An 18,042-nucleotide genomic window follows, 5' to 3' on the forward strand; every position below is an offset into this window, starting at 1 on the left:
GGGGCCGGAGTATGGGGGGAAAGCGCGGAGGCTATACCGATGCGGTGGGTTGGGCCGAGCTGGCAGTGGACGCGTGTTTCGCGTCTGCCTGCCATTCGAGGCGGCGGCCGCTTGTGCGGTCAAAGAGGTGGAGGTGCTTGGCGTCGGCGCTGAGGACGACGGCGTTGCCCGGCTCCCAGTGCAGGTCCCGCGGTGCGCGAACGGCCACGCGGTTCTCGCCGACCCGGCAGTAGATGACTTGTTCGCTGCCAAGGTTTTCGGCCAGGTCAACGATGCCCCGAAGGGCTGCTCCGGAACTCGGCGCGGCTGCGGAAGAACCGGGTGCGTGGATGCTCAAGTGCTCCGGGCGGATGCCGAGCACCACGTCACGCCGGGGTGTCTCCCCGTCCCACAGCACGGCTTCCACCGAGGGTGCCATGACAGTGATGGAGCCGTTGCTTGTGGAAAGCTCGGCTTCGATCAGATTGGTGGCAGGGGAGCCCAGGAAGCCCGCGGCGAACACGGATGCGGGTTTGTCGTAGAGCTCTTCCGGTGTGCCGAGCTGCTCGAGTTGGCCTCCGTTGAGGAGCGCGATCTTGGTGGCCATGGTCATGGCTTCCACTTGGTCGTGCGTGACGTAGATGAACGTGGCACCGAGGCGCTTGTGCAGTCCGGCCAGCTCCTGCCGGGTTGCCGTGCGCAGCTTGGCATCCAGGTTGGACAGGGGTTCGTCCATGAGGAACGCCTTGGGGTCGCGCACCAAGGCTCGTGCTACTGCAACGCGTTGGCGCTGGCCGCCGGACAGTTCCTTGGGCTTGCGGTCCAGGAGGTGGCCGATCTCCACCATTTCGGCCACGGCTTCCACACGCTTCTTGACTTCCTGCTTGTCGGTGCGCCGCACGTGGAGCGGGAAGGCCAGGTTGTTCGCCACGCTCAGGTGCGGGTACAGGGCGTAGCTCTGGAACACCATGGCCAAGTCCCGCTTCTTGGACGGAGCAGCTGTGATGTCCCTGCCGTCCAGTTCGAGCGACCCCGACGTCGGGTCCAGCAGGCCCGCGATCATGCGGAGCAGGGTGGTCTTGCCGCAGCCGCTGGGGCCGAGCAAGACCAAGAAGTCACCGTCTTCAACGGTGAGCGATACGTTCTTTACCGCCGACACGTTCTTGAATGAACGCGACAACTGGTTGAGCACAAGTCGGCCCACGAGCACCTCCGGGGAAACGATGTTTCCTACATCGAATTATTTAGGAAACGTCTTACCCTTGAAGAGTGGGGTTCGATTATTAACAGTCGGTGCGGAGTTGATGAACTCCCCGTGCGCGGACAGGAAACAGTTGAAACTGCCCGCGTTCGCGCCAAAAGCTATTCGGGGTTTTCCACCATGTGGAGGACTTCTTCAAACACGGCGGAGCGGGCGCGTTCAACCTCGGGAGAGTCCGCAGTCACTGCGGCGTGCAGGGCGGACAGCACCAGCATCTGGACGATATTCCCAATGGGCAGCTGGTCGTTCCACGAATGGAATTCCGCCCCGGCCACCAGAGTGTGGGTCGAGAGCTCGGCAAGCTCGGATTTCGCGTAGCTGGTCACCCCGATCACCGTGGCCATGCGGTCGGCCGCGATCCGCGCCGAGCCAATCGTGAAGGAGTTCATTCCGCTGTCACTCACGGCAATGCAGACATCCCGGGCGGAGAGGAGTTTGGCGGAGATGTGTTGCGAAACAATGTCGGATGGCGCCTCGCATTGCACCCCGGCGGCCAGGAACCGCAGGGCCAAGGATTGGGCGGGAGCGAGGGACCCTCCATTGGCCACCACGAGCAGTCGCCCGCCTTCGCGGATCGCCTTCACCGCGGCGTCGAAGGCCTTGAAGTCCAAAGAACCCAGCGCACCGCGGATATCGTGGGATGCCCGGGAAAAGATCCCCGAGACCAGATGCTCCGAGGACCCAGGTTCTCCCGTGGCCCCGGAATCCTCCTGTTGGATGCTGTCCCGTGCAGCCGCGCCCAGATCCCGCAGCAGGACTTGGCGCAAGTGTTGGAATCCGTCGAAGCCCATGCTCTTGCAGGCCCGCACGATCGTGGCTGGCGACGTCCCGGTCTGGGTCACGAGGTCCGCCACCGACATCCTGGCCACGGTTTCCGGGGAATCGAGGCACAACTGGGCCACACGCTGTTCGCTGCGGGCCAACGACGGGAAAATCGACTTGATGTGAGCGCGGGAACCGCCCAAGGGCGGCTCGGACTTGTACGGGGTCATTGGCCTTTCATACCAGATTCACTTGAATAGCGAACCAGCAGCGTCGAAACCGATGACGACGGCGGGTGCGCGCCGCCGTCGGGCACTGGACCTGACGTCAGTCGAGCGGCAGCGTGACGGTGACGCAAGTGCCACTGCCTGGCGTGGAGACGACCGAGACATCGCCGCCCACCTCGTTGACTGCGATGGACATCAGGCGGAGTCCGAATCCGTGGTGCCCGCCTGCCGGCAAGGCCTGGCCGTCGAAGCCGGCACCGTTGTCCGTGACGGTCAGCCGGATCCCGTGGTAGACGGCGGCAAGCCGGACGGTGATGTCGTGGGCGTGCGCGTACTTGAACGCGTTGCTGAGGGCTTCCTTGGCTGCGTGGTAGAGGAGGGAAGCGGAGCTGGACGAGATTTCGATCCCATGGTGCGGCGTCTCCCAATGGACCTCGGTGCCCTGGCGGCGGAGCGGTGCGGCCAGGCGGTCGATACAGCCCGCGAGCCCCAAAGCGTGGAAGTCAACGGGTTGCTGATCGGTGATGACGCCGTTGATGGCGGTAACCTCGTCCAGCGCTGTTGCTGTCTTCATGGCCGGTCCTGCTTCCCCTTGCAGCTTTGGTGCTTTCGCGGGCGGGTGGATTCCGCCTCTGCTTGAATTAAGAGTGGACCCTGGGGATTAAGGTTCCCGCGAGATTTGGTTAGTTTCGTCCTAATTTCTTGTCAGGAAGCCCAGCAAGGCCCTGTTGATCTCGGCGGCATGCGTCCACAGCATGCCGTGCGGGGCCCCGTCGATCTCCAGGTACTCCGCGCTGGGCAGTGCTTCGGCGAACCTGCGGCCCGTGACGTCGATGGGGAGGATGTGATCCTCGGTGCCGTGGACAATCAAGGCGGGAACGTCGATCTTCGGGATGTCCGCGCGGAAATCCGTGAGCCACGTGGGCTGTGCGGCAACTGAGGCGTGGGCACCTGATTGGGCTGCGAGGTTCCAGCTGGCATTGACCGACTCCTGGCTTAGCCGCGGCGTTCCGAGGAAAGTGCCGCTGTTGTAGAAGTTTTGGAAGAACTCGGTGAAGAAGGCGTATCGATCGGCTGTGACGGCTTCGGTGAGGCCGTCGAACACGGACTGCGGGACTCCGCCGGGGTTGTCTTCGGTCTGAAGCAGGAACGGTTCCAGGGACCCAAGGAACACGGCCTTCGCCACCCGTGCCGAGCCGTAGGTGCTGATGTAGCGGGCCACCTCGCCGGTACCCATCGAGAATCCCACCAGCACGGCGTCGTTCAGGTTCAGTGCTTCCAGCAGCGTGTTCAGGTCTGCTGCGAAGGTGTCGTAGTCGTAGCCAACGGTTGGCTTGCTGGACTTGCCGAAGCCGCGGCGGTCGTAAGTGATGACGCGGTAGCCGGCGTCGAGCAATGCCGCGGACTGCTTCTCCCAGGACGAACCGTCCAAGGGGTAGCCGTGGATCAGGACCACTGCCTGGCCGGTTCCGTGGTCCTCGTAATAGATCTCTATCTCGGTGCTGTTTTCATTTCCGACGGTGATGAAAGCCATGACTACGGTCCTTTCGTAGCGTTTCTTATCGAGCGTTCCCAGCCTACTGTCCGGGTACGACGGCGGCACCCGTCTTCGTCTTCGCAGTCGCTGGCGGCCTGGGACGCTCGCTCACTTTTGAGGGCGTTTCGGCAGACGCTCACTCACAAGATCTGCAGGAGGGTTTGGGCGAACGGCCCGTATATCTGCAGGAGGGTCGCCAAGAGGGGCGTCATATCTGAGCGAGGATCACCGGAGGCTTCGCCCTGAGGGAAAGCTCTAGTTGCCCCCAGCAACCAGTCGTAGACTGGCCTTCGAATCACTACGTGAGTTGGAGACCGATGCTCTGGAAACTTCTCGTTCAGTACCTGCGGCCACATCGGCGGCTGCTGATCGCCGTCGTCGTTTTCCAGCTCGCGCAGTCCATCGCGTCGCTGTACTTGCCCACTCTGAACGCCGACATCATTGACGAAGGCGTGGCAAAGGGGGACACCGGGTACATCCTTGGCATGGGCAGCCTGATGCTGCTCATCACCCTCCTGCAGATCGCCTGTTCGGTGACGGCCGTATACTTCGGCGCGAAAGCGGCCATGGGGTTGGGGCGGGATCTGCGCGGCGCCATTTTCACCAGGGTGGGGGAGTTCTCCGAGCAGGAGGTCACCCGCTTCGGCGCGCCGTCCCTGATCACCCGTTCCACCAACGATGTGCAGCAGGTCCAGCAACTCGTCCTGATGACCTGCACACTCATGGTGGCGGCGCCCATACTCAGCATTGGCGGCGTGATTATGGCCGTCCGGCAGGATGCCCAGTTGTCTTGGTTGATCGCAGTGAGCGTTCCCGTGCTCCTCGTTGCGGTGGGCCTCATTGTGAGCCGCATGGTGCCGTTGTTCCGCAAGATGCAGGTCCGGATCGACACCGTGAACAGGGTGCTCCGCGAACAGCTTGCCGGCATCCGCGTGGTGCGTGCGTTCGTGCGCGAGGACATGGAGACAGAACGCTTCGCCTCAGCCAACCAGGACGTCACGGAGATGGCATTGCGTGCAGGGCGGCTCATGGCCCTCATGTTCCCGGTGGTGATGCTGGTGCTCAACGTCTCCAGCGTTGCCGTGATCTGGTTCGGCTCGTTCCGGATCGACGACGGCTCCATGCAAGTGGGCACGTTGATCGCTTTCCTGAGCTACCTCATGCAGATCCTGATGTCCGTCATGATGGCCACATTCATGGCCGTGATGATCCCGCGTGCGGCTGTTTCGGCGGACCGCATCGGACAGGTTCTGGAGACCCAATCGAGCGTCCGGCCTCCCGAAAATCCGGTCACGGAGACCGCCGGGCGCGGCGAACTGGAATTGCTCGACGTCGGATTCGCCTATCCGGGCGCCGAGCAGCCGGTCCTCAACGGGATCAGCTTCCAGGCCCGCGCGGGCCAGACGACGGCGATCATCGGCAGCACAGGTGCGGGCAAGACCACCTTGGTCAACTTGCTGCCACGGCTCTTCGACGCAAGCAGCGGCTCGGTGAGGATCGACGGCGTCGACGTCCGCGATCTGCACCCGGACCTCCTGTGGGGGCACATCGGGCTGGTCCCGCAAAAGCCCTACCTGTTCTCCGGCACCGTCCGCAGCAACCTGCTCTACGGCAAGCCCGACGCCACGGAGGAAGAACTCTGGCGGGCCCTCTCCATCGCCCAGGCCCAGGACTTCGTCGAGGAAATGGAAGGCGGGCTGGATGCTCCGATCTCGCAGGGCGGCACCAACGTTTCCGGCGGACAGCGCCAGCGCCTCGCCATCGCCCGGGCGCTCGTGAAGCAGCCCGAGCTCTACATCTTCGACGATTCCTTCTCCTCCCTGGATACCGCCACCGACGCCAGGCTGCGCCAAGCGCTCAAGCGCCACACGTCCGGCGCCACCATGGTCATCATCGCCCAGCGGGTGTCCAGCATCGCCGACGCTGAGCAGATTTTGGTGCTCGACGACGGGCATCTGGTGGGGCGCGGAACCCACGACGAGTTGCTGGAGACCTCCGAAACCTACCGCGAGATAGTTTCTTCACAACTGGCAGCGGAGGAGGCGGCATGAGCAGCGCACCCAGCACCGCCAACCGCCCGCCCCGTCCGCCGATGGGGCCAGGCCGCGGCGGACCTTTCGCTGGCATGAACGTCCCAGCCGAAAAGGCCATGAACTTCCTGCCTTCGGCCAAGCGGCTCTTGGGCACCCTTCGGCCAGAGCGCATGTGGCTGACCCTGGTCCTTTTCCTGGCTGTCGCGAGCGTGACCCTGTCAGTGATCGGCCCGCGGCTGCTAGGCGAAGGAACCAACCTGATCTTTGCCGGCGTCGTATCCAAGCAACTTCCCGCCGGGGTGAGCAAGCAACAACTCATCGACGGGTTGCGCGCATCCGGCCAGAACTCCAGGGCGGACATGCTCAGGGGCATGGAACTGACCCCGGGGGTCGGGATCGACTTCGGGGCGTTGTCCTCGATCCTGCTGTGGGTGCTGGTCCTCTATGTCTTGGCCTCAGCGTTCGGGTGGATTCAGGCGTACGTGCTCAACGGCGTCGTGCAGCGCATTGTGTACCGGCTGCGCGAGCAGATCGAGGCGAAAATCAACCGCCTTCCATTGCGCTACTTCGACTCAGTGCAGCGCGGTGAGCTGCTCAGCCGGGTGACCAACGACGTCGACAACATCTCGCAAAGCCTCCAGCAGTCCATCAGCCAGGCGGTCACCTCGCTGCTCACCGTGGCGGGCGTCATCTTCATGATGTTCCTGCTTTCGCCGATTCTGGCGTTCATCACCTTGGTCACTGTGCCCTTGACGCTCGCGACCACCATGCTGATCGCCAAGCGCTCGCAGAAGCTGTTCGTGGCCCAGTGGAAGAACACCGGAGAGCTGAACGGCCAGATCGAAGAGACCTACACTGGACATGCTCTCGTGAAGGTGTTCGGCCGGCAGCGGGAGGTGGAGCAGCGCTTTCGCGAGAAGAACGCGGAGTTGTTCTCGGCCAGTTTCGGTGCCCAGTTCATCAGCGGCCTGATCATGCCGGCACTGACATTCATCGGCAACCTGGTCTATGTGGGGATCGCCGTGGTGGGAGGGCTACAGGTAGCCTCCGGCGCCATGCAGCTGGGCGATGTCCAGGCCTTCATCCAGTACTCCCGCCAGTTCACCCAGCCGCTCGCGCAGCTTGGTTCCATGGCCAACCTGCTCCAGTCCGGGGTTGCATCCGCCGAGCGCGTCTTCGCGCTGCTCGATACCGAGGAGCAGAGCGCTGATCCTGAGCGCTCGGCTGTTCCCGAAGTGACGCGCGGGCGCTTGGTGTTCGAGAACATCTCGTTCTCTTACTCGGCCGACAAGCCGCTGATCCAGGACTTGAGCCTTGTGGCCGAGCCCGGACAATCCGTCGCGATCGTCGGACCCACGGGGGCAGGCAAGACCACCCTCGTGAACCTGATGATGCGCTTCTACGAGCTCGACGCGGGGCGGATTACGCTCGACGGCGTCGACGTCGCCTCGATGTCGCGGTATGAGCTGCGCTCGCGGATGGGCATGGTGCTGCAGGATACGTGGCTGTTCGGCGGCACCATCCGGGACAACATCGCCTACGGCCGGCCGGACGCTACCGAAGCCGAGATTCTGGAGGCCGCACAAGCGACGTACGTGGACCGCTTCGTGCACTCGCTCCCGGAAGGGTACGACACCGTGCTCGACGACGAAGGTAGCAACGTTTCTGCAGGTGAGATGCAGCTACTCACCATCGCCCGGGCGTTCTTGGCCCGTCCGTCAGTCTTGATTCTGGACGAGGCCACCAGCTCCGTGGATACCCGGACCGAGGTGCTGGTACAGAAGGCCATGAGCGCCCTGCGTTCGGACCGCACGAGCTTTGTGATCGCGCACCGCCTTTCCACGATCCGCGACGCTGACCTCATCCTGGTAATGGAAGCCGGGCAGATCGTGGAGCAAGGAACGCATGCGGAACTGCTGGCCGCTGGAGGCGCTTACTCGAGGTTGTATGAGGCCCAGTTCGCGGCGCCGGTGGCGGAGGTCTGAGGGAGCCCGTCACGCTGGGCAACTTTTTGGGGCCTTGGGTCGGGGGGAAGCCGGAAATCCAGGCTTTTGGTTCCAGCCGGCCGCTAAAAATGTGCCAGGCGTGACGTTTGCTTGTCCACATAGGCGTGCCGGGGGTGACGCAGACGCGCCGCGGCCCGGCACGATGGCTACATGGACGTCGAAAAGGCGCTCAACCTCTGTGGGGGTGTGGCGCGAAGGCCCGTGCTGGCGCGTCTTGGCATCACGGACGGCCAGCTGAGGAGGGCGGTCCGCCGCGGTGTGGAACAACCGGCACGCGGCGTCTACGCGCTGGCTTCGGCATCCGTCGCCGATGTGGCCCTGGTCCGGAACCGCCAAATACGGACCTGCGTCAGTGCGGCCCCGTTCTACGGGTTGTGGGTTATTGACCAGTCCGGCCCGCTGCACGTCCACCACAGGCGCAACCAAGGGGCCTGCGATGTCCTACATCACGGTGGTTTGCTGCTCCCCGCGCATCCGCACAGACCAGTGGCCTCCCTGGCAGATATCCTGATCCACGCATTGCGCTGCCTGCCCTGGCAAGATTCCTTGGTCATGGTGGAGTGTGCTGTGACCCGGGGTGATATGACAGTGGGATTCCTGCGGGAGCGGTTGCCGGGAAAGCGCAACGGCAAGGCACTCGAGGTTCTACGTTGGGTGGATCGCGGGGCTGAATCGATGTTGGAGACGCTGGCCCGGACCTACTTCCGGAGGGCCGGAATACACGTCCTGCCACAGTTCTATCTCGACGGCGTGGGCTACATGGACCTGTTGCTGGACGGTTGGCTATTGGTGGAACTCGACGGGCGCCACCATGCGGATTGGCGGCAGGTAAAGAAAGACCATCGCCGTAACAACTCGTCCGTGGTTCAGGGCTATACGGTGCTCCGTTACTACTATTCGGACGTGGTCTATGAAGCAGAAACCATGGTTGCGGAGGTTCTTTCGGTGCTTGGGCGCGGGAAAATTGCCCGTCCGGCAGCGTAGCAGTGTCACTCCGGGCAACTTTTTGGGGCCATGCGTCAGGGAAAAGCCCGGGAAATCAGGAGCTTGGATGCCAGCCGCGGCCAAAAACCTGCCTCGCGTGACACTCGCTGTACAGGGGAGAGACGAAGAGGGCGCGCGACATTTAGGGTTGGTTCCCATGGACATCAACCCGCCACAGCTCCTCAGCCTGCCTGCTGGCCAGATTGAACTCCGTGATGCCCGCAGTGGCCGCACAAACTCAGTGGACCTGATGGGTTTTGAAATCGCTCGGACAGTGGTTACGCGAGCCGAATTTGCCGCAACCGCCGGGCGTGGGCTGACGGATCCGCGAACGCCAGCACACGGCGTCACCTGGTTTGAGGCGATCGATTGGTGCAACGCGGCATCTGAAGCCGAGGATCTCAACCCGGCATATGCGCGATCGGGCCGCAGCGTCGAATGGAACGTCGCGGCCAACGGCTACCGGCTGCCCACCGAGGCGGAATGGGAATATGCCTGCCGCGCAGGGTCCGTCGGCCCGCACTATGGTCCGCTCAGCGAGATTGCTTGGACCGCGAAGGACGAGTTGTCCGCGCCGAGCGACGTGGCGCTAAAGACTCCCAACGGGTTCGGCGCCTACGACATGCTCGGCAATGTCTGGGAGTGGTGCTGGGACTATGCGGATACGGCGAGATACGGCGACTACAGGACATTCCGTGGCGGTGGCTGGGCCGACGAAGCATGGAACGTGCGTGCGTCGGTACGGCGGGGCAGTGCTCCCGATGCCGTCCTGGAAGATGTGGGTTTCCGGGTGGCGCGCGGCGCCTGTGGTGCACCAACCGCAAAGTCAGCACAGGGTTGGTCCGCCGAATCCGACCGGAACCAGGCCAATGTGCGAGGCCCGATTCCGTTCGGTTGGACTCCGCTGAAGTTCGACTAGTGCGAAGTCTTCATGCTGTCGAGAACCTTCTTCATGTTGTCTTCCTCTGCTGAAGTCGTTGACGAATTCGTGAAATCCAAGACCACATAGTCGGATTGATAAGCCTTGCCATCGAGTTTGCCGGCTGCTTTCGCAGCACTATCTCGCGACTCGAACTTCATCAGGACAACGTCCCTGGTTCTGAATGCCTGAGTGCAATCCACGTCCAGCCAGCAGACTTCCTTGGTCTTCTCAGTCGACCCATCGTAGAAATTTGCCGTCACGGATCTAAGGTCGACGAAACGCCGAGAGTCCGCGAAGTAAGTGACTGCGAGTGCAACTGCCGCCACGACAGTTCCACCAAGAATCCCGAAGCGTTGAGCTTAACCCTCGTCGCCGAGTTCGATGCCAGTGCTGAACGGGTCTGGCAAATCTGGGAAGATCCACGCCAGCTTGAGCGCTGGTGGGGTCCGCCTACCTGGCCAGCCACGTTCGAGCAGTTCGAGTTCGAGCCGGGCGGAAAGGCCAGCTATTACATGACCGGTCCCGACGGCGAGAAACCTGGCGGCTGGTGGCGCATCACGTCCATCCAAGCTCCGACCCGTCTGGAGTTCGACGACGGTTTTGCCGACGAAAATGGCGCTCCCGTGGAGGATATCGGTGCCGGTCACGCGACCGTGAGCCTCGAGGAGATCGGCGACCGCACCCGCATGACCATCCTGTCCACCTTCGAATCAGAAGAACAGATGAAGAAGATGATCGACATGGGAGAGGAAGAAGGAATGCAGGAGGCAGCCAGCCAGATCGACGCGCTCCTTTCCGAGCACTCCCGCGCCGGACCCGCCCCTCCGGACCGGGCCGGAACAGCGAACGACGGCGGGAGGTGCCTCCCGCCGTCGTCGTCGCGTTGCGTCTGAAAGAGCGCTGTTACAGGGAGTGTGCGTCGAAGGCTGTGGCCTTGGCTGCGCTGCCATTCAGGCTGACAGTGAAGGTGTTCGGCCCGCTGCAGGTAACCGCAATGCTGGCTTTGGAGGTGTTGTGGCGCACCGAGAAGTCATGCACCAGTGCGTCCAGCGTGTGGTGGGTGGTTGAGCGGTCCCAAATCTTCAGGGTCACAGAGTCGGCAGTTTCAAACGTCATTGTTCAGCGCTTCCATTCATGAATCCGGATATTCGGCTATCGCGCCAGTGCGAAGCCGCGGTACGAGCAATCCATGAACGCCTGAGACTCAAGGCGGCTCGACGAGCTCACCGGTTTGGCCTCATCGCGTCCACCAGGATGGGTAAAACTTGGCCGGGACATTGTGTCCTAGCCTGCCTTTCCATAGTGCACAGGCAGGCGCAAACGGCTCAAGCCAGATTGCGTTTTTTGCGAGTGAGTCTCATCACAGTGATTCGACTCAGGCAGGAGCCACCTCGTTCACCACACGGAGCGCGTTGAGCGTGCGGGGATAGCCGATGTACGGCAGAAGCTGGGTGATGACGTCGATCAGCGCACCACGGCCGTTGCCGACGTTCAGGTTTGCGGCCACGTGTCCCTTGACCTGGGGCTCGCACCCACCGAGGGAGACGAGTATCGAGAAGGTGAGCAGTTCCCGGGTCGGGACATCAATGCCAGTGCGCGTGAGGTGGTCTCCGAAGCAGTTTGCCGCCAGGTAGCGCTGGAAGTGCATCTCGTCGTCGGGCGCGGAAGCGTACATGTCGTCGATCTTCTCTGCCCCGGCAATTGCTTTCTGCACCGCAAGGCCCTTCTCCGCCCTGTCCCCGGGCGTCGTGGTCGATTGGCCCGGGAGGGGGAGCTCGACGCCGTTCTCGGCGAGGACCTCGTTTGTCGTGTGGACGAAGTCGAAGACTTTGGCCATGCCGACGTACGGAAGGGCGTCAGGAACATGAGTGTCGAGCGGCACCATGACATCGTGGCCGCCATCGAGACTGGCGATGCCTCGCTGGCCCGCAAGACCATCCTCGAGCACATGGACAGCGCTGCCGCTGTGTTGGTCGCCTAGTGCCCGACGACGGGTGCCCGACGGCGGCGCTTAGCTTTCCCGGTAATCGCGCCTCGGTTGGGGGTCACTGCCAGTACCGCTCACGATAGAGACTCCCTCATTTTTTCCGTGGGCTGTTTCCTTAAACCATGACGCACCCTGAAACCACGTTGCCGGCTCCGGTTCCTTCATCGCCCGTGGCCGATGCGCCCCGGGCACGGCTCACGCTCATGATTGCGTCGCTGGGGTTCCTCCTGATCACCCTCGACATCCTGATCGTCAATGTCGCGCTCACCAGCATCGGCAAGGAGCTCGGGGGCGGAACAGCCGGCCTGCAGTGGGTGATCGACGGCTACACACTGATGTTTGCTTCGCTACTGCTGTTCGCGGGGAACCTGTCGGATCGGATCGGCGCGAAAAGGTCACTGGGATGGGGTATCGCGCTGTTCCTGGTGGCGTCGGTCGCGTGCGCCCTCGCGCCGACCTCGGGGGTTCTCATTGCCGCCCGCTTCCTCCAAGGAGGTGCGGCGTCGATCATGCTGCCGGCGTCGATGGCGCTGATTCGGCAGGCCTTTCCCGATCCACGCCGTCGTGCACATGCCCTCGGGATCTGGGCGGTCGGCGGGGCCGTGGCCGGAGCCGTGGGACCGCTTGTGGGCGGCCTCCTCACCACGCTGAACTGGCGGCTCGTGTTCGGCATCAACCTTCCCGTCTGCGTCGCGATGCTGGTGCTCCTGGCTTCCGTTGCCACATCGCCCCGACGGCCAACTCCATTCGACTGGGCTGGTCAGGCCGCAGCGATCGTTGCCCTGACCGCGTTGATGTACGGCCTCATCACGGGAGGAACCGAGGGCTTCGGCGCGGTGCCCGTCATCGTGAGCCTGGTCCTCGCAGGCGTTAGCCTCGCAGCTTTCCTCCTGATCCAGGCGCGTGGCCGGCACCCGATGATGCCGCTTGGGCTGTTTCGATCCACCGGCATGAGAATCTCACTCTCGGTGGGATTTGCGTTCATGGTGGGCCACTTCGGTACCGTCTTTGTCGTCAGTCTCTTCCTCCAACAGCACCTCGGACTCACACCGCTTCAGGCCGGGTTCGCTTTCCTTCCTTCTGCGGCATTCAGTATTGTCGGCAACATCGTCAGCGGAAGCTTGTCGAACCGGTTCGGGACACGGGTACCGGTCGTCGTCGGATTGACGTCCATGGTGGTGGGACTCACCGCGATGCTTTTCACGGCGCCGCTGGGATCGCCGCTACTCGTCGGTACCTTCCTTGTTTTCACGGGTTCCGGTGGATCGATCGCGATGCCGCAGGTGACCGCCGTCGTGCTCGCGAGCGTACCGGGCGAAAAGGCAGGCACGGCCAGCGCAGTCTTCAACACCTTCCGACAAGTTGGCGGCGCGGTCGCCATCGCCGTCTTCGGCGCCCTCATCGCCGACCCCGCCGGCTTCGTCCACGGAATGCAGACCAGCTTCATCATCGCGGCGGCCCTTCTCCTGGTCACCGCCCTCGCCAGCCTCTTCATCCACGTGCCGGGCGCTACCAAGGAGAGCCAGCCGTCCCGCTAGCTCACCCCCCGACGTACGCGGCCAGGTGCTCGGTGACGATGGCCGACTTGCCGGAATCGACCAGCCGGTCGAGCAAGCCGAGCACCTTGTGCAAGGGCGAACGTCATGCAACAGTGCACGAATAGTGGCGGCGGTTGCACCGAAATCCCGTCCGGACGCTCAGGGGAAAGCATTGAAAACTCGAAAGTCGGCGCGATCTAAATTTGTACGGCAAGACCGAACCAGGACAGTGAACTGGAGGGTGGGAACCGGTGGAAACAACCTGACGGTGAGCGACTGGTGCGCAGGTAAAGCGACGCGGCCAAATGACTGAATCCATCCAGGCTGAGGTCGCGCGCGCACTCAGCACAATTCCAGTTCGTGCGTCTCGCCAAATGATCTCCACCGAGTATCAGTTTCACGTGAGCGAGATCCTGAGGCTTTTTGACATCGATGCAGTGGGCAGCGAAAAGGGCGTAATTTACGGGGACAAGGGAGTTGAGCTAGAAGATCAGCCTTTACTCTGGGCCATTCGCGTACTCGTGGCGAGGCGATTCGGTATCCCGGAAGCAATATGAATGGGCCAGGCCGGAGGCCCGCACAGGGAATCCTACGGATCTAGTGTCGCGTTTCTGAAGTTGTGGGACCGTACGTTCGAGCTCGTCGTAGATCAGTTCCGATACGCGTCGAGGCAGTGCTCAGTTGACCTGGCATGGAAGCCAGGTCAACTGTTTCGCTTCAAAGCCCGCGTGGCCTACGCGATGAGTGCGTGCCGTTTATCTGGAGCCTAGCCATGTGGCTCCCGGTAGGCGTGCGCCAACGGGTCCTGATGATCAAGCTCGGCTGCGCGTGCACGTGCGGCCTTCTCCCTCCGGTAAAGAACTACTTCATTGATCACGTACAAAACTAGAACCACCGATGGCAAGAGGATTCGAAGCCACAGGTCCCAATTGGTCATAAAAAGGATCGCCAGGGACACCATAAAGATCGGCGGATGCGCGTAGCTGTACCATTTCACGATTGCCTTCTCTCAGAAGCCGCAGTCTCGCCCAGGCATATCCCGGAGCGGAGAGGACGGGTTGGAAAGGTTGATGCCGTAGCACCTGCGCTGTCTCGAATCAGGACCGAACCATCAGCTTCCACCTTCGCGGTGGATCCAACCGCGAGATCTAACGGGAATCGGTACTCGCGAGGTGCCTTGTCTGATTGGACTGTGATCAGCGTCTGCGAACCGTTCTGAGTGCCGTAGGTAGTTGTTGTCGCACCGGACAGGACGGTAGTCAAAAGCGGGGCGCCCTCGCCAACAAAGTGACCGTCAGGGACGCCTTTGAGTTCAGCCGGCGTCGTCCCTGACCTTTGACCGGGAACGGTGAGTCGCATTGCCTGTGCTCCAGATTGTGACTCAACCGTGGTGGTTCCAGGCTGAACAGTGGTGGTCACTCTTGCTTCGAGCGAAGGCGGCTCGGCACTCTGGCTTGACGAAGGTAAGGCTTCGGCCGACGAAGCGTTTGCAACGCCTGCCCCAGCAGCCATCACAGCTGCGACCACCGCTCCAACCATCCCGGATCTCGTCCAAATTGATATCTTCTTCATCAAAATTCGACTCCCCAAATATAGTTTTCCGCAAGAGGCCCGGCTGGAGGTCCTGCCGCACTATGATTTTGGAGCTATCAGGATCGACGCCGGTCCTGGGATGAGCCTAGGTGCGCGAAAATGCCACTGAGTGTCCGATGACCACAAATTGAGTGGCATCGGGGCAAAGTTGAGTACTGCCCGGTCGAAGCACAAACCTGGGGATGCGCTCTACAATCCCGCTAGCTCACCCCCCGACGTACGCCGCCAGGTGCTCGCCGGTGAGGGTTGAACGCGCGGCGACGAGATCGGCGGGCGTGCCCTCGAACACGACCTTCCCGCCGTCGTGACCGGCGCCTGGGCCGAGATCGATGATCCAGTCGGCGTGCGCCATGACCGCCTGGTGGTGCTCGATGACAATGACCGACTTGCCGGAGTCCACGAGCCGGTCGAGCAAGCCGAGCAACTGTTCTACGTCGGCGAGATGCAAGCCCGAGGTGGGCTCGTCGAGGACGAGTACGCCGCCCTTTTCACCCATGTGGGTGGCGAGCTTGATCCGCTGCCGCTCGCCGCCGGAAAGCGTCGTGAGCGGCTGGCCGAGACTGAGGTAGCCGAGTCCGACGTCGGCCAGCCTCTTCAGGATTGCGTGGGCGGCCGGAATGCGGGCCTCGCCGTCGGAGAAGAATTCTTCGGCTTCTTTCACGGGCATCGCCAGGACCTCGGCGATGTTGCGGCCGCCGAGGCGGTATTCGAGCACGGATGCCTGGAACCGTTTGCCTTCGCACTCCTCGCAGGGAGTGGACACGGTGTCCATGAACCCGAGGTCCGTATAGATGACGCCCGCGCCGTTGCAGGTGGGGCACGCGCCCTCCGAGTTCGCGCTGAACAGCGCCGGCTTCACGCCGTTGGCCTTCGCGAACGCCTTACGAATCGGCTCAAGCAATCCTGTGTACGTCGCGGGGTTGCTCCGCCGCGAGCCCTTGATCCCCGCCTGATCGATCGATACGACGCCGTCCCTCCCGGACAGCGAGCCGTGAATCAGGGAGCTCTTGCCGGAACCCGCGACGCCGGTGACGACGACGAGGACCCCCAGCGGAATGTCGATGTCGACCTCGCGCAGGTTGTTCGCAGCCGCGCCACGGATCTCCAGCGCCCCCGCGGGATTCCGCGTGGTCTCCTTGAGGGTGGCGCGGTCCCCAAGGTGGCGGCCAGTCAGAGTGCCGCTGGACCGCAACCCGTCGAGCGTGCCCTCAAACACCACCTCGCCACCGGCGGTGCCCGCGCCAGGGCCGAGGTCGACGACGTGATCGGCGATCGCGATCGCTTCCGGCTTGTGCTCCACGACGAGCACGGTGTTGCCTTTGTCCCGCAGCTGCAGCAGGAGCTTGTTCATGCGCTCGATGTCATGCGGGTGCAAGCCGATGGTGGGCTCGTCAAAGACGTAGGTGACGTCGGTGAGTGAGGAGCCCAGATGCCGGATCATCTTGGTGCGCTGCGCCTCACCGCCGGAAAGAGTACCTGCCGGCCGATCGAGTGAGAGATAACCAAGCCCGATCTCCGCGAACGAGTCGAGGAGGTGCCGCAGCCCTTTGAGCAGCGGGGCAACTGACGGCTCATCGAGGCCCCGCACCCATTCGGCGAGGTCGCTGATCTGCATCGAACACGCGTCGGCGATGCTGATTCCCTTGATCTTCGACGAGCGGGCCGCCTCGGTGAGCCGGGTGCCATCGCATTCTGGACAGGTGGTGAAGGTGATCGCCCGCTCCACGAAGGCACGGATGTGCGGCTGCATTCCCTCAGGGTCCTTGGAGAGCATGGACTTCTGGATCTTCGGGATCAGGCCTTCGTATGTCAGGTTGATGCCTTCGACCTTGATCTTGGTCGGCTCCTTGTGGAGCAGGTCGTGGAGTTCCCTTTTGGTGTACTTGCTGATCGGCTTGTCCATGTCGAAGAAGCCGGAGCCGCTGAAGATGCGGCCGTACCAGCCGTCCATGCTGTAGCCGGGGATGGTGAGCGCGCCCTCTGCGAGCGACTTGCCGCCGTCGTACAGGGCGGTCAAGTCGAAGTCGGTGACGGAGCCGCGCCCTTCGCAGCGCGGGCACATGCCGCCCGTGATACTGAAACTGCGGCGCTCCTTCGTCGTGGTGCCGCCGCGCTCTAGGGTGACCGCGCCGGCGCCGGAGATCGAGGCGACATTGAACGAGAACGCCTGGGGTGATCCGATGTGCGGTTGGCCAAGCCGGCTGAAGAGCATGCGCAGCATGGCGTTCGCATCGGTGGCGGTACCCACCGTGGAACGGGGGTTTGCGCCCATTCGCTCCTGGTCGACGATGATCGCCGTCGTGAGTCCCTCGAGCAGGTCGACGTCCGGCCGGGCCATCGTGGCCATGAACCCCTGCACAAAAGTGCTGTACGTTTCGTTGATCATCCGCTGCGACTCCGCGGCGATCGTGGCGAACACAAGGGAGCTCTTGCCCGAACCGGAGACGCCCGTGAACACGGTCAGCCGGCGCTTTGGCAGCTCGATGCTGATGTCCTTGAGGTTGTTCTCCCGCGCGCCCTGCACCCGGATCAGATCGTGGGTGTCAGCGATGTGCAGCTCAGGCGACTGCGTGTCCGTGCTCGTGGCCGTGCTCATCATGTCTCCATCTGGTACGCGGTGCCGCCTTCGCGGCCTCCGTTGGCAAGTCTGGCTCTATCTAACTAGCACCAAGTAGTACGTCTTGGTGGCCGCGCACACGGGCGGAAGCCCGTGTGCGCGGTTGGCTATTGAGGATCCTGAAGCAGTCCGAGGACGTTGCCGTCCGGGTCGGTGACGGTGGCTACCAAACGGCCCCCTCCGACGTCGTGGGCTGCTTCGTTCACTGTGGCACCCGCGGCGGTTACTTCGGCCAGCTTCGCCTCGATGTCCGAAACGTGCCAGTAGGCCACGGGCGAGGTCATGTGTTGGGGACCGCCGCCCGGCACCAGCCCGATGTGCTGGCCCGCGACGTCGAAGCCGACGTAATAGGGTCCGTCGGCTTGCGGTTGTATGCCAAGCAGTGCGGCATAAACGGCTTTCGCCGCCGCGAGATCGGAAACGGGATGCAGCACGGTCTTGATTCCCTCGTTGGAAGAGTCGCTCATGATCACTCCTGAAGTCATTGCGGGACAAAGCTGGCGTGGACGATGTTGTCCATGACCGCCATTCTAGGCGCGGCCCGTTAGCGGCGCTTCTCCATTCCTGACCGGTCTGGGCGCAAAGGAAATCGCACG

17 protein-coding genes and 2 pseudogenes are annotated in these 18,042 nt (G+C 62.9%); 9 read left to right on the forward strand and 10 right to left on the reverse strand.

All coding sequences use genetic code 11. From position 1 onward, the window contains the following. Positions 1-31: 31 nt before the first annotated feature. The 4 genes from HNP00_RS20455 to HNP00_RS20470 all read right to left on the reverse strand — a co-directional run bounded on the left by HNP00_RS20455 (position 32) and on the right by HNP00_RS20470 (position 3,763). A complete protein-coding gene (locus tag HNP00_RS20455) occupies positions 32-1,183 on the reverse strand; it encodes an ABC transporter ATP-binding protein (RefSeq protein WP_184741558.1) in 1,152 nt (383 codons plus the stop codon). Positions 1,184-1,341: 158 nt separating this feature from the next. Further along, on the reverse strand, positions 1,342-2,232 hold the full coding sequence (locus HNP00_RS20460) for a MurR/RpiR family transcriptional regulator (RefSeq protein WP_184741559.1): 891 nt from the start codon (positions 2,230-2,232) through the stop codon (positions 1,342-1,344). Positions 2,233-2,329: 97 nt separating this feature from the next. Further along, positions 2,330-2,803, reverse strand: a complete 474-nt coding sequence (locus tag HNP00_RS20465; RefSeq protein ID WP_184741560.1) for a sensor histidine kinase — start codon at positions 2,801-2,803, stop codon at positions 2,330-2,332. Positions 2,804-2,923: 120 nt separating this feature from the next. Continuing rightward, the gene (locus HNP00_RS20470) at positions 2,924-3,763 is read right to left on the reverse strand and encodes an alpha/beta fold hydrolase (protein ID WP_184741561.1); all 840 of its coding nucleotides are present in this window, start codon (positions 3,761-3,763) and stop codon (positions 2,924-2,926) included. A 320-nt stretch (positions 3,764-4,083) separates the two neighbouring features. Here HNP00_RS20470 and HNP00_RS20475 point away from each other — a divergent pair, with 320 nt between their 5' ends. The 4 genes from HNP00_RS20475 (at position 4,084) to HNP00_RS20490 (ending at position 9,708) form a co-directional block, all read left to right on the forward strand. Further along, positions 4,084-5,817 (forward strand): ABC transporter ATP-binding protein, encoded by a 1,734-nt coding sequence (locus HNP00_RS20475; RefSeq protein WP_184741618.1) that lies wholly within the window; start codon positions 4,084-4,086, stop codon positions 5,815-5,817. Then, a complete protein-coding gene (locus HNP00_RS20480) occupies positions 5,814-7,784 on the forward strand; it encodes an ABC transporter ATP-binding protein (RefSeq protein WP_311770637.1) in 1,971 nt (656 codons plus the stop codon). Before HNP00_RS20475 ends, HNP00_RS20480 begins: the two co-directional genes overlap by 4 nt. A 171-nt stretch (positions 7,785-7,955) precedes the next feature. Beyond that, positions 7,956-8,789, forward strand: a complete 834-nt coding sequence (locus tag HNP00_RS20485; protein WP_184741562.1) for a type IV toxin-antitoxin system AbiEi family antitoxin domain-containing protein — start codon at positions 7,956-7,958, stop codon at positions 8,787-8,789. Positions 8,790-8,946: 157 nt separating this feature from the next. Then, on the forward strand, positions 8,947-9,708 hold the full coding sequence (locus tag HNP00_RS20490) for an SUMF1/EgtB/PvdO family nonheme iron enzyme (RefSeq protein WP_184741563.1): 762 nt from the start codon (positions 8,947-8,949) through the stop codon (positions 9,706-9,708). Here the strand turns inward: HNP00_RS20490 and HNP00_RS20495 are convergent. Next, complete coding sequence (locus HNP00_RS20495) at positions 9,705-10,037, reverse strand: hypothetical protein (RefSeq protein WP_184741628.1); 333 nt, start codon at positions 10,035-10,037, stop codon at positions 9,705-9,707. The genes HNP00_RS20490 and HNP00_RS20495 overlap by 4 nt on opposite strands. A gap of 27 nt (positions 10,038-10,064) precedes the next feature. Here HNP00_RS20495 and HNP00_RS20500 point away from each other — a divergent pair. Beyond that, positions 10,065-10,523 (forward strand): annotated as a pseudogene (locus tag HNP00_RS20500) (SRPBCC domain-containing protein); the annotation flags it as partial. A 91-nt stretch (positions 10,524-10,614) separates the two neighbouring features. Here the strand turns inward: HNP00_RS20500 and HNP00_RS20505 are convergent. Together HNP00_RS20505 and HNP00_RS23710 are read right to left on the reverse strand one after the other, a co-directional pair. Beyond that, positions 10,615-10,827 carry a hypothetical protein gene (locus HNP00_RS20505; RefSeq protein WP_184741564.1) on the reverse strand — a complete coding sequence of 71 codons (213 nt, stop codon included), beginning with the start codon at positions 10,825-10,827 and terminating at the stop codon, positions 10,615-10,617. Positions 10,828-11,086: 259 nt separating this feature from the next. Then, a complete protein-coding gene (locus HNP00_RS23710; protein ID WP_184741565.1) occupies positions 11,087-11,596 on the reverse strand; it encodes a carboxymuconolactone decarboxylase family protein in 510 nt (169 codons plus the stop codon). Between HNP00_RS23710 and HNP00_RS20515 the strand changes: the two are divergent. The 3 genes and pseudogenes from HNP00_RS20515 to HNP00_RS20525 all read left to right on the forward strand — a co-directional run. Then, positions 11,567-11,692, forward strand: a pseudogene (locus HNP00_RS20515) (FCD domain-containing protein); the annotation flags it as partial. The gene HNP00_RS23710 and the pseudogene HNP00_RS20515 overlap by 30 nt on opposite strands. 128 nt (positions 11,693-11,820) lie before the next feature. Next, positions 11,821-13,236, forward strand: a complete 1,416-nt coding sequence (locus HNP00_RS20520) for an MFS transporter (protein WP_184741566.1) — start codon at positions 11,821-11,823, stop codon at positions 13,234-13,236. Between the two features lie 305 nt (positions 13,237-13,541). Next, a complete protein-coding gene (locus tag HNP00_RS20525) occupies positions 13,542-13,793 on the forward strand; it encodes a hypothetical protein (RefSeq protein ID WP_184741567.1) in 252 nt (83 codons plus the stop codon). A 209-nt stretch (positions 13,794-14,002) separates the two neighbouring features. Here HNP00_RS20525 and HNP00_RS20530 read toward each other — a convergent pair whose 3' ends face one another. Then, positions 14,003-14,233 carry a hypothetical protein gene (locus HNP00_RS20530; protein WP_184741568.1) on the reverse strand — a complete coding sequence of 77 codons (231 nt, stop codon included), beginning with the start codon at positions 14,231-14,233 and terminating at the stop codon, positions 14,003-14,005. A gap of 411 nt (positions 14,234-14,644) precedes the next feature. On the opposite strand from HNP00_RS20530, the gene HNP00_RS20535 reads away from it, so the two are divergent. After that, positions 14,645-14,938: a hypothetical protein gene (locus HNP00_RS20535; RefSeq protein WP_221451699.1), complete on the forward strand. Its 294-nt coding sequence runs from the start codon at positions 14,645-14,647 to the stop codon at positions 14,936-14,938. Positions 14,939-15,034: 96 nt separating this feature from the next. On the opposite strand, the gene HNP00_RS20540 is transcribed toward HNP00_RS20535, so the two are convergent. Further along, complete coding sequence (locus tag HNP00_RS20540) at positions 15,035-17,425, reverse strand: excinuclease ABC subunit UvrA (RefSeq protein WP_184741570.1); 2,391 nt, start codon at positions 17,423-17,425, stop codon at positions 15,035-15,037. A gap of 128 nt (positions 17,426-17,553) precedes the next feature. After that, on the reverse strand, positions 17,554-17,913 hold the full coding sequence (locus HNP00_RS20545; RefSeq protein ID WP_184741571.1) for a VOC family protein: 360 nt from the start codon (positions 17,911-17,913) through the stop codon (positions 17,554-17,556). Positions 17,914-18,042 lie beyond the last annotated feature (129 nt).

The organism is Arthrobacter sp. AZCC_0090, assembly GCF_014207375.1.
In the GTDB taxonomy this organism is placed as follows: Bacteria; Actinomycetota; Actinomycetes; order Actinomycetales; family Micrococcaceae; genus Arthrobacter.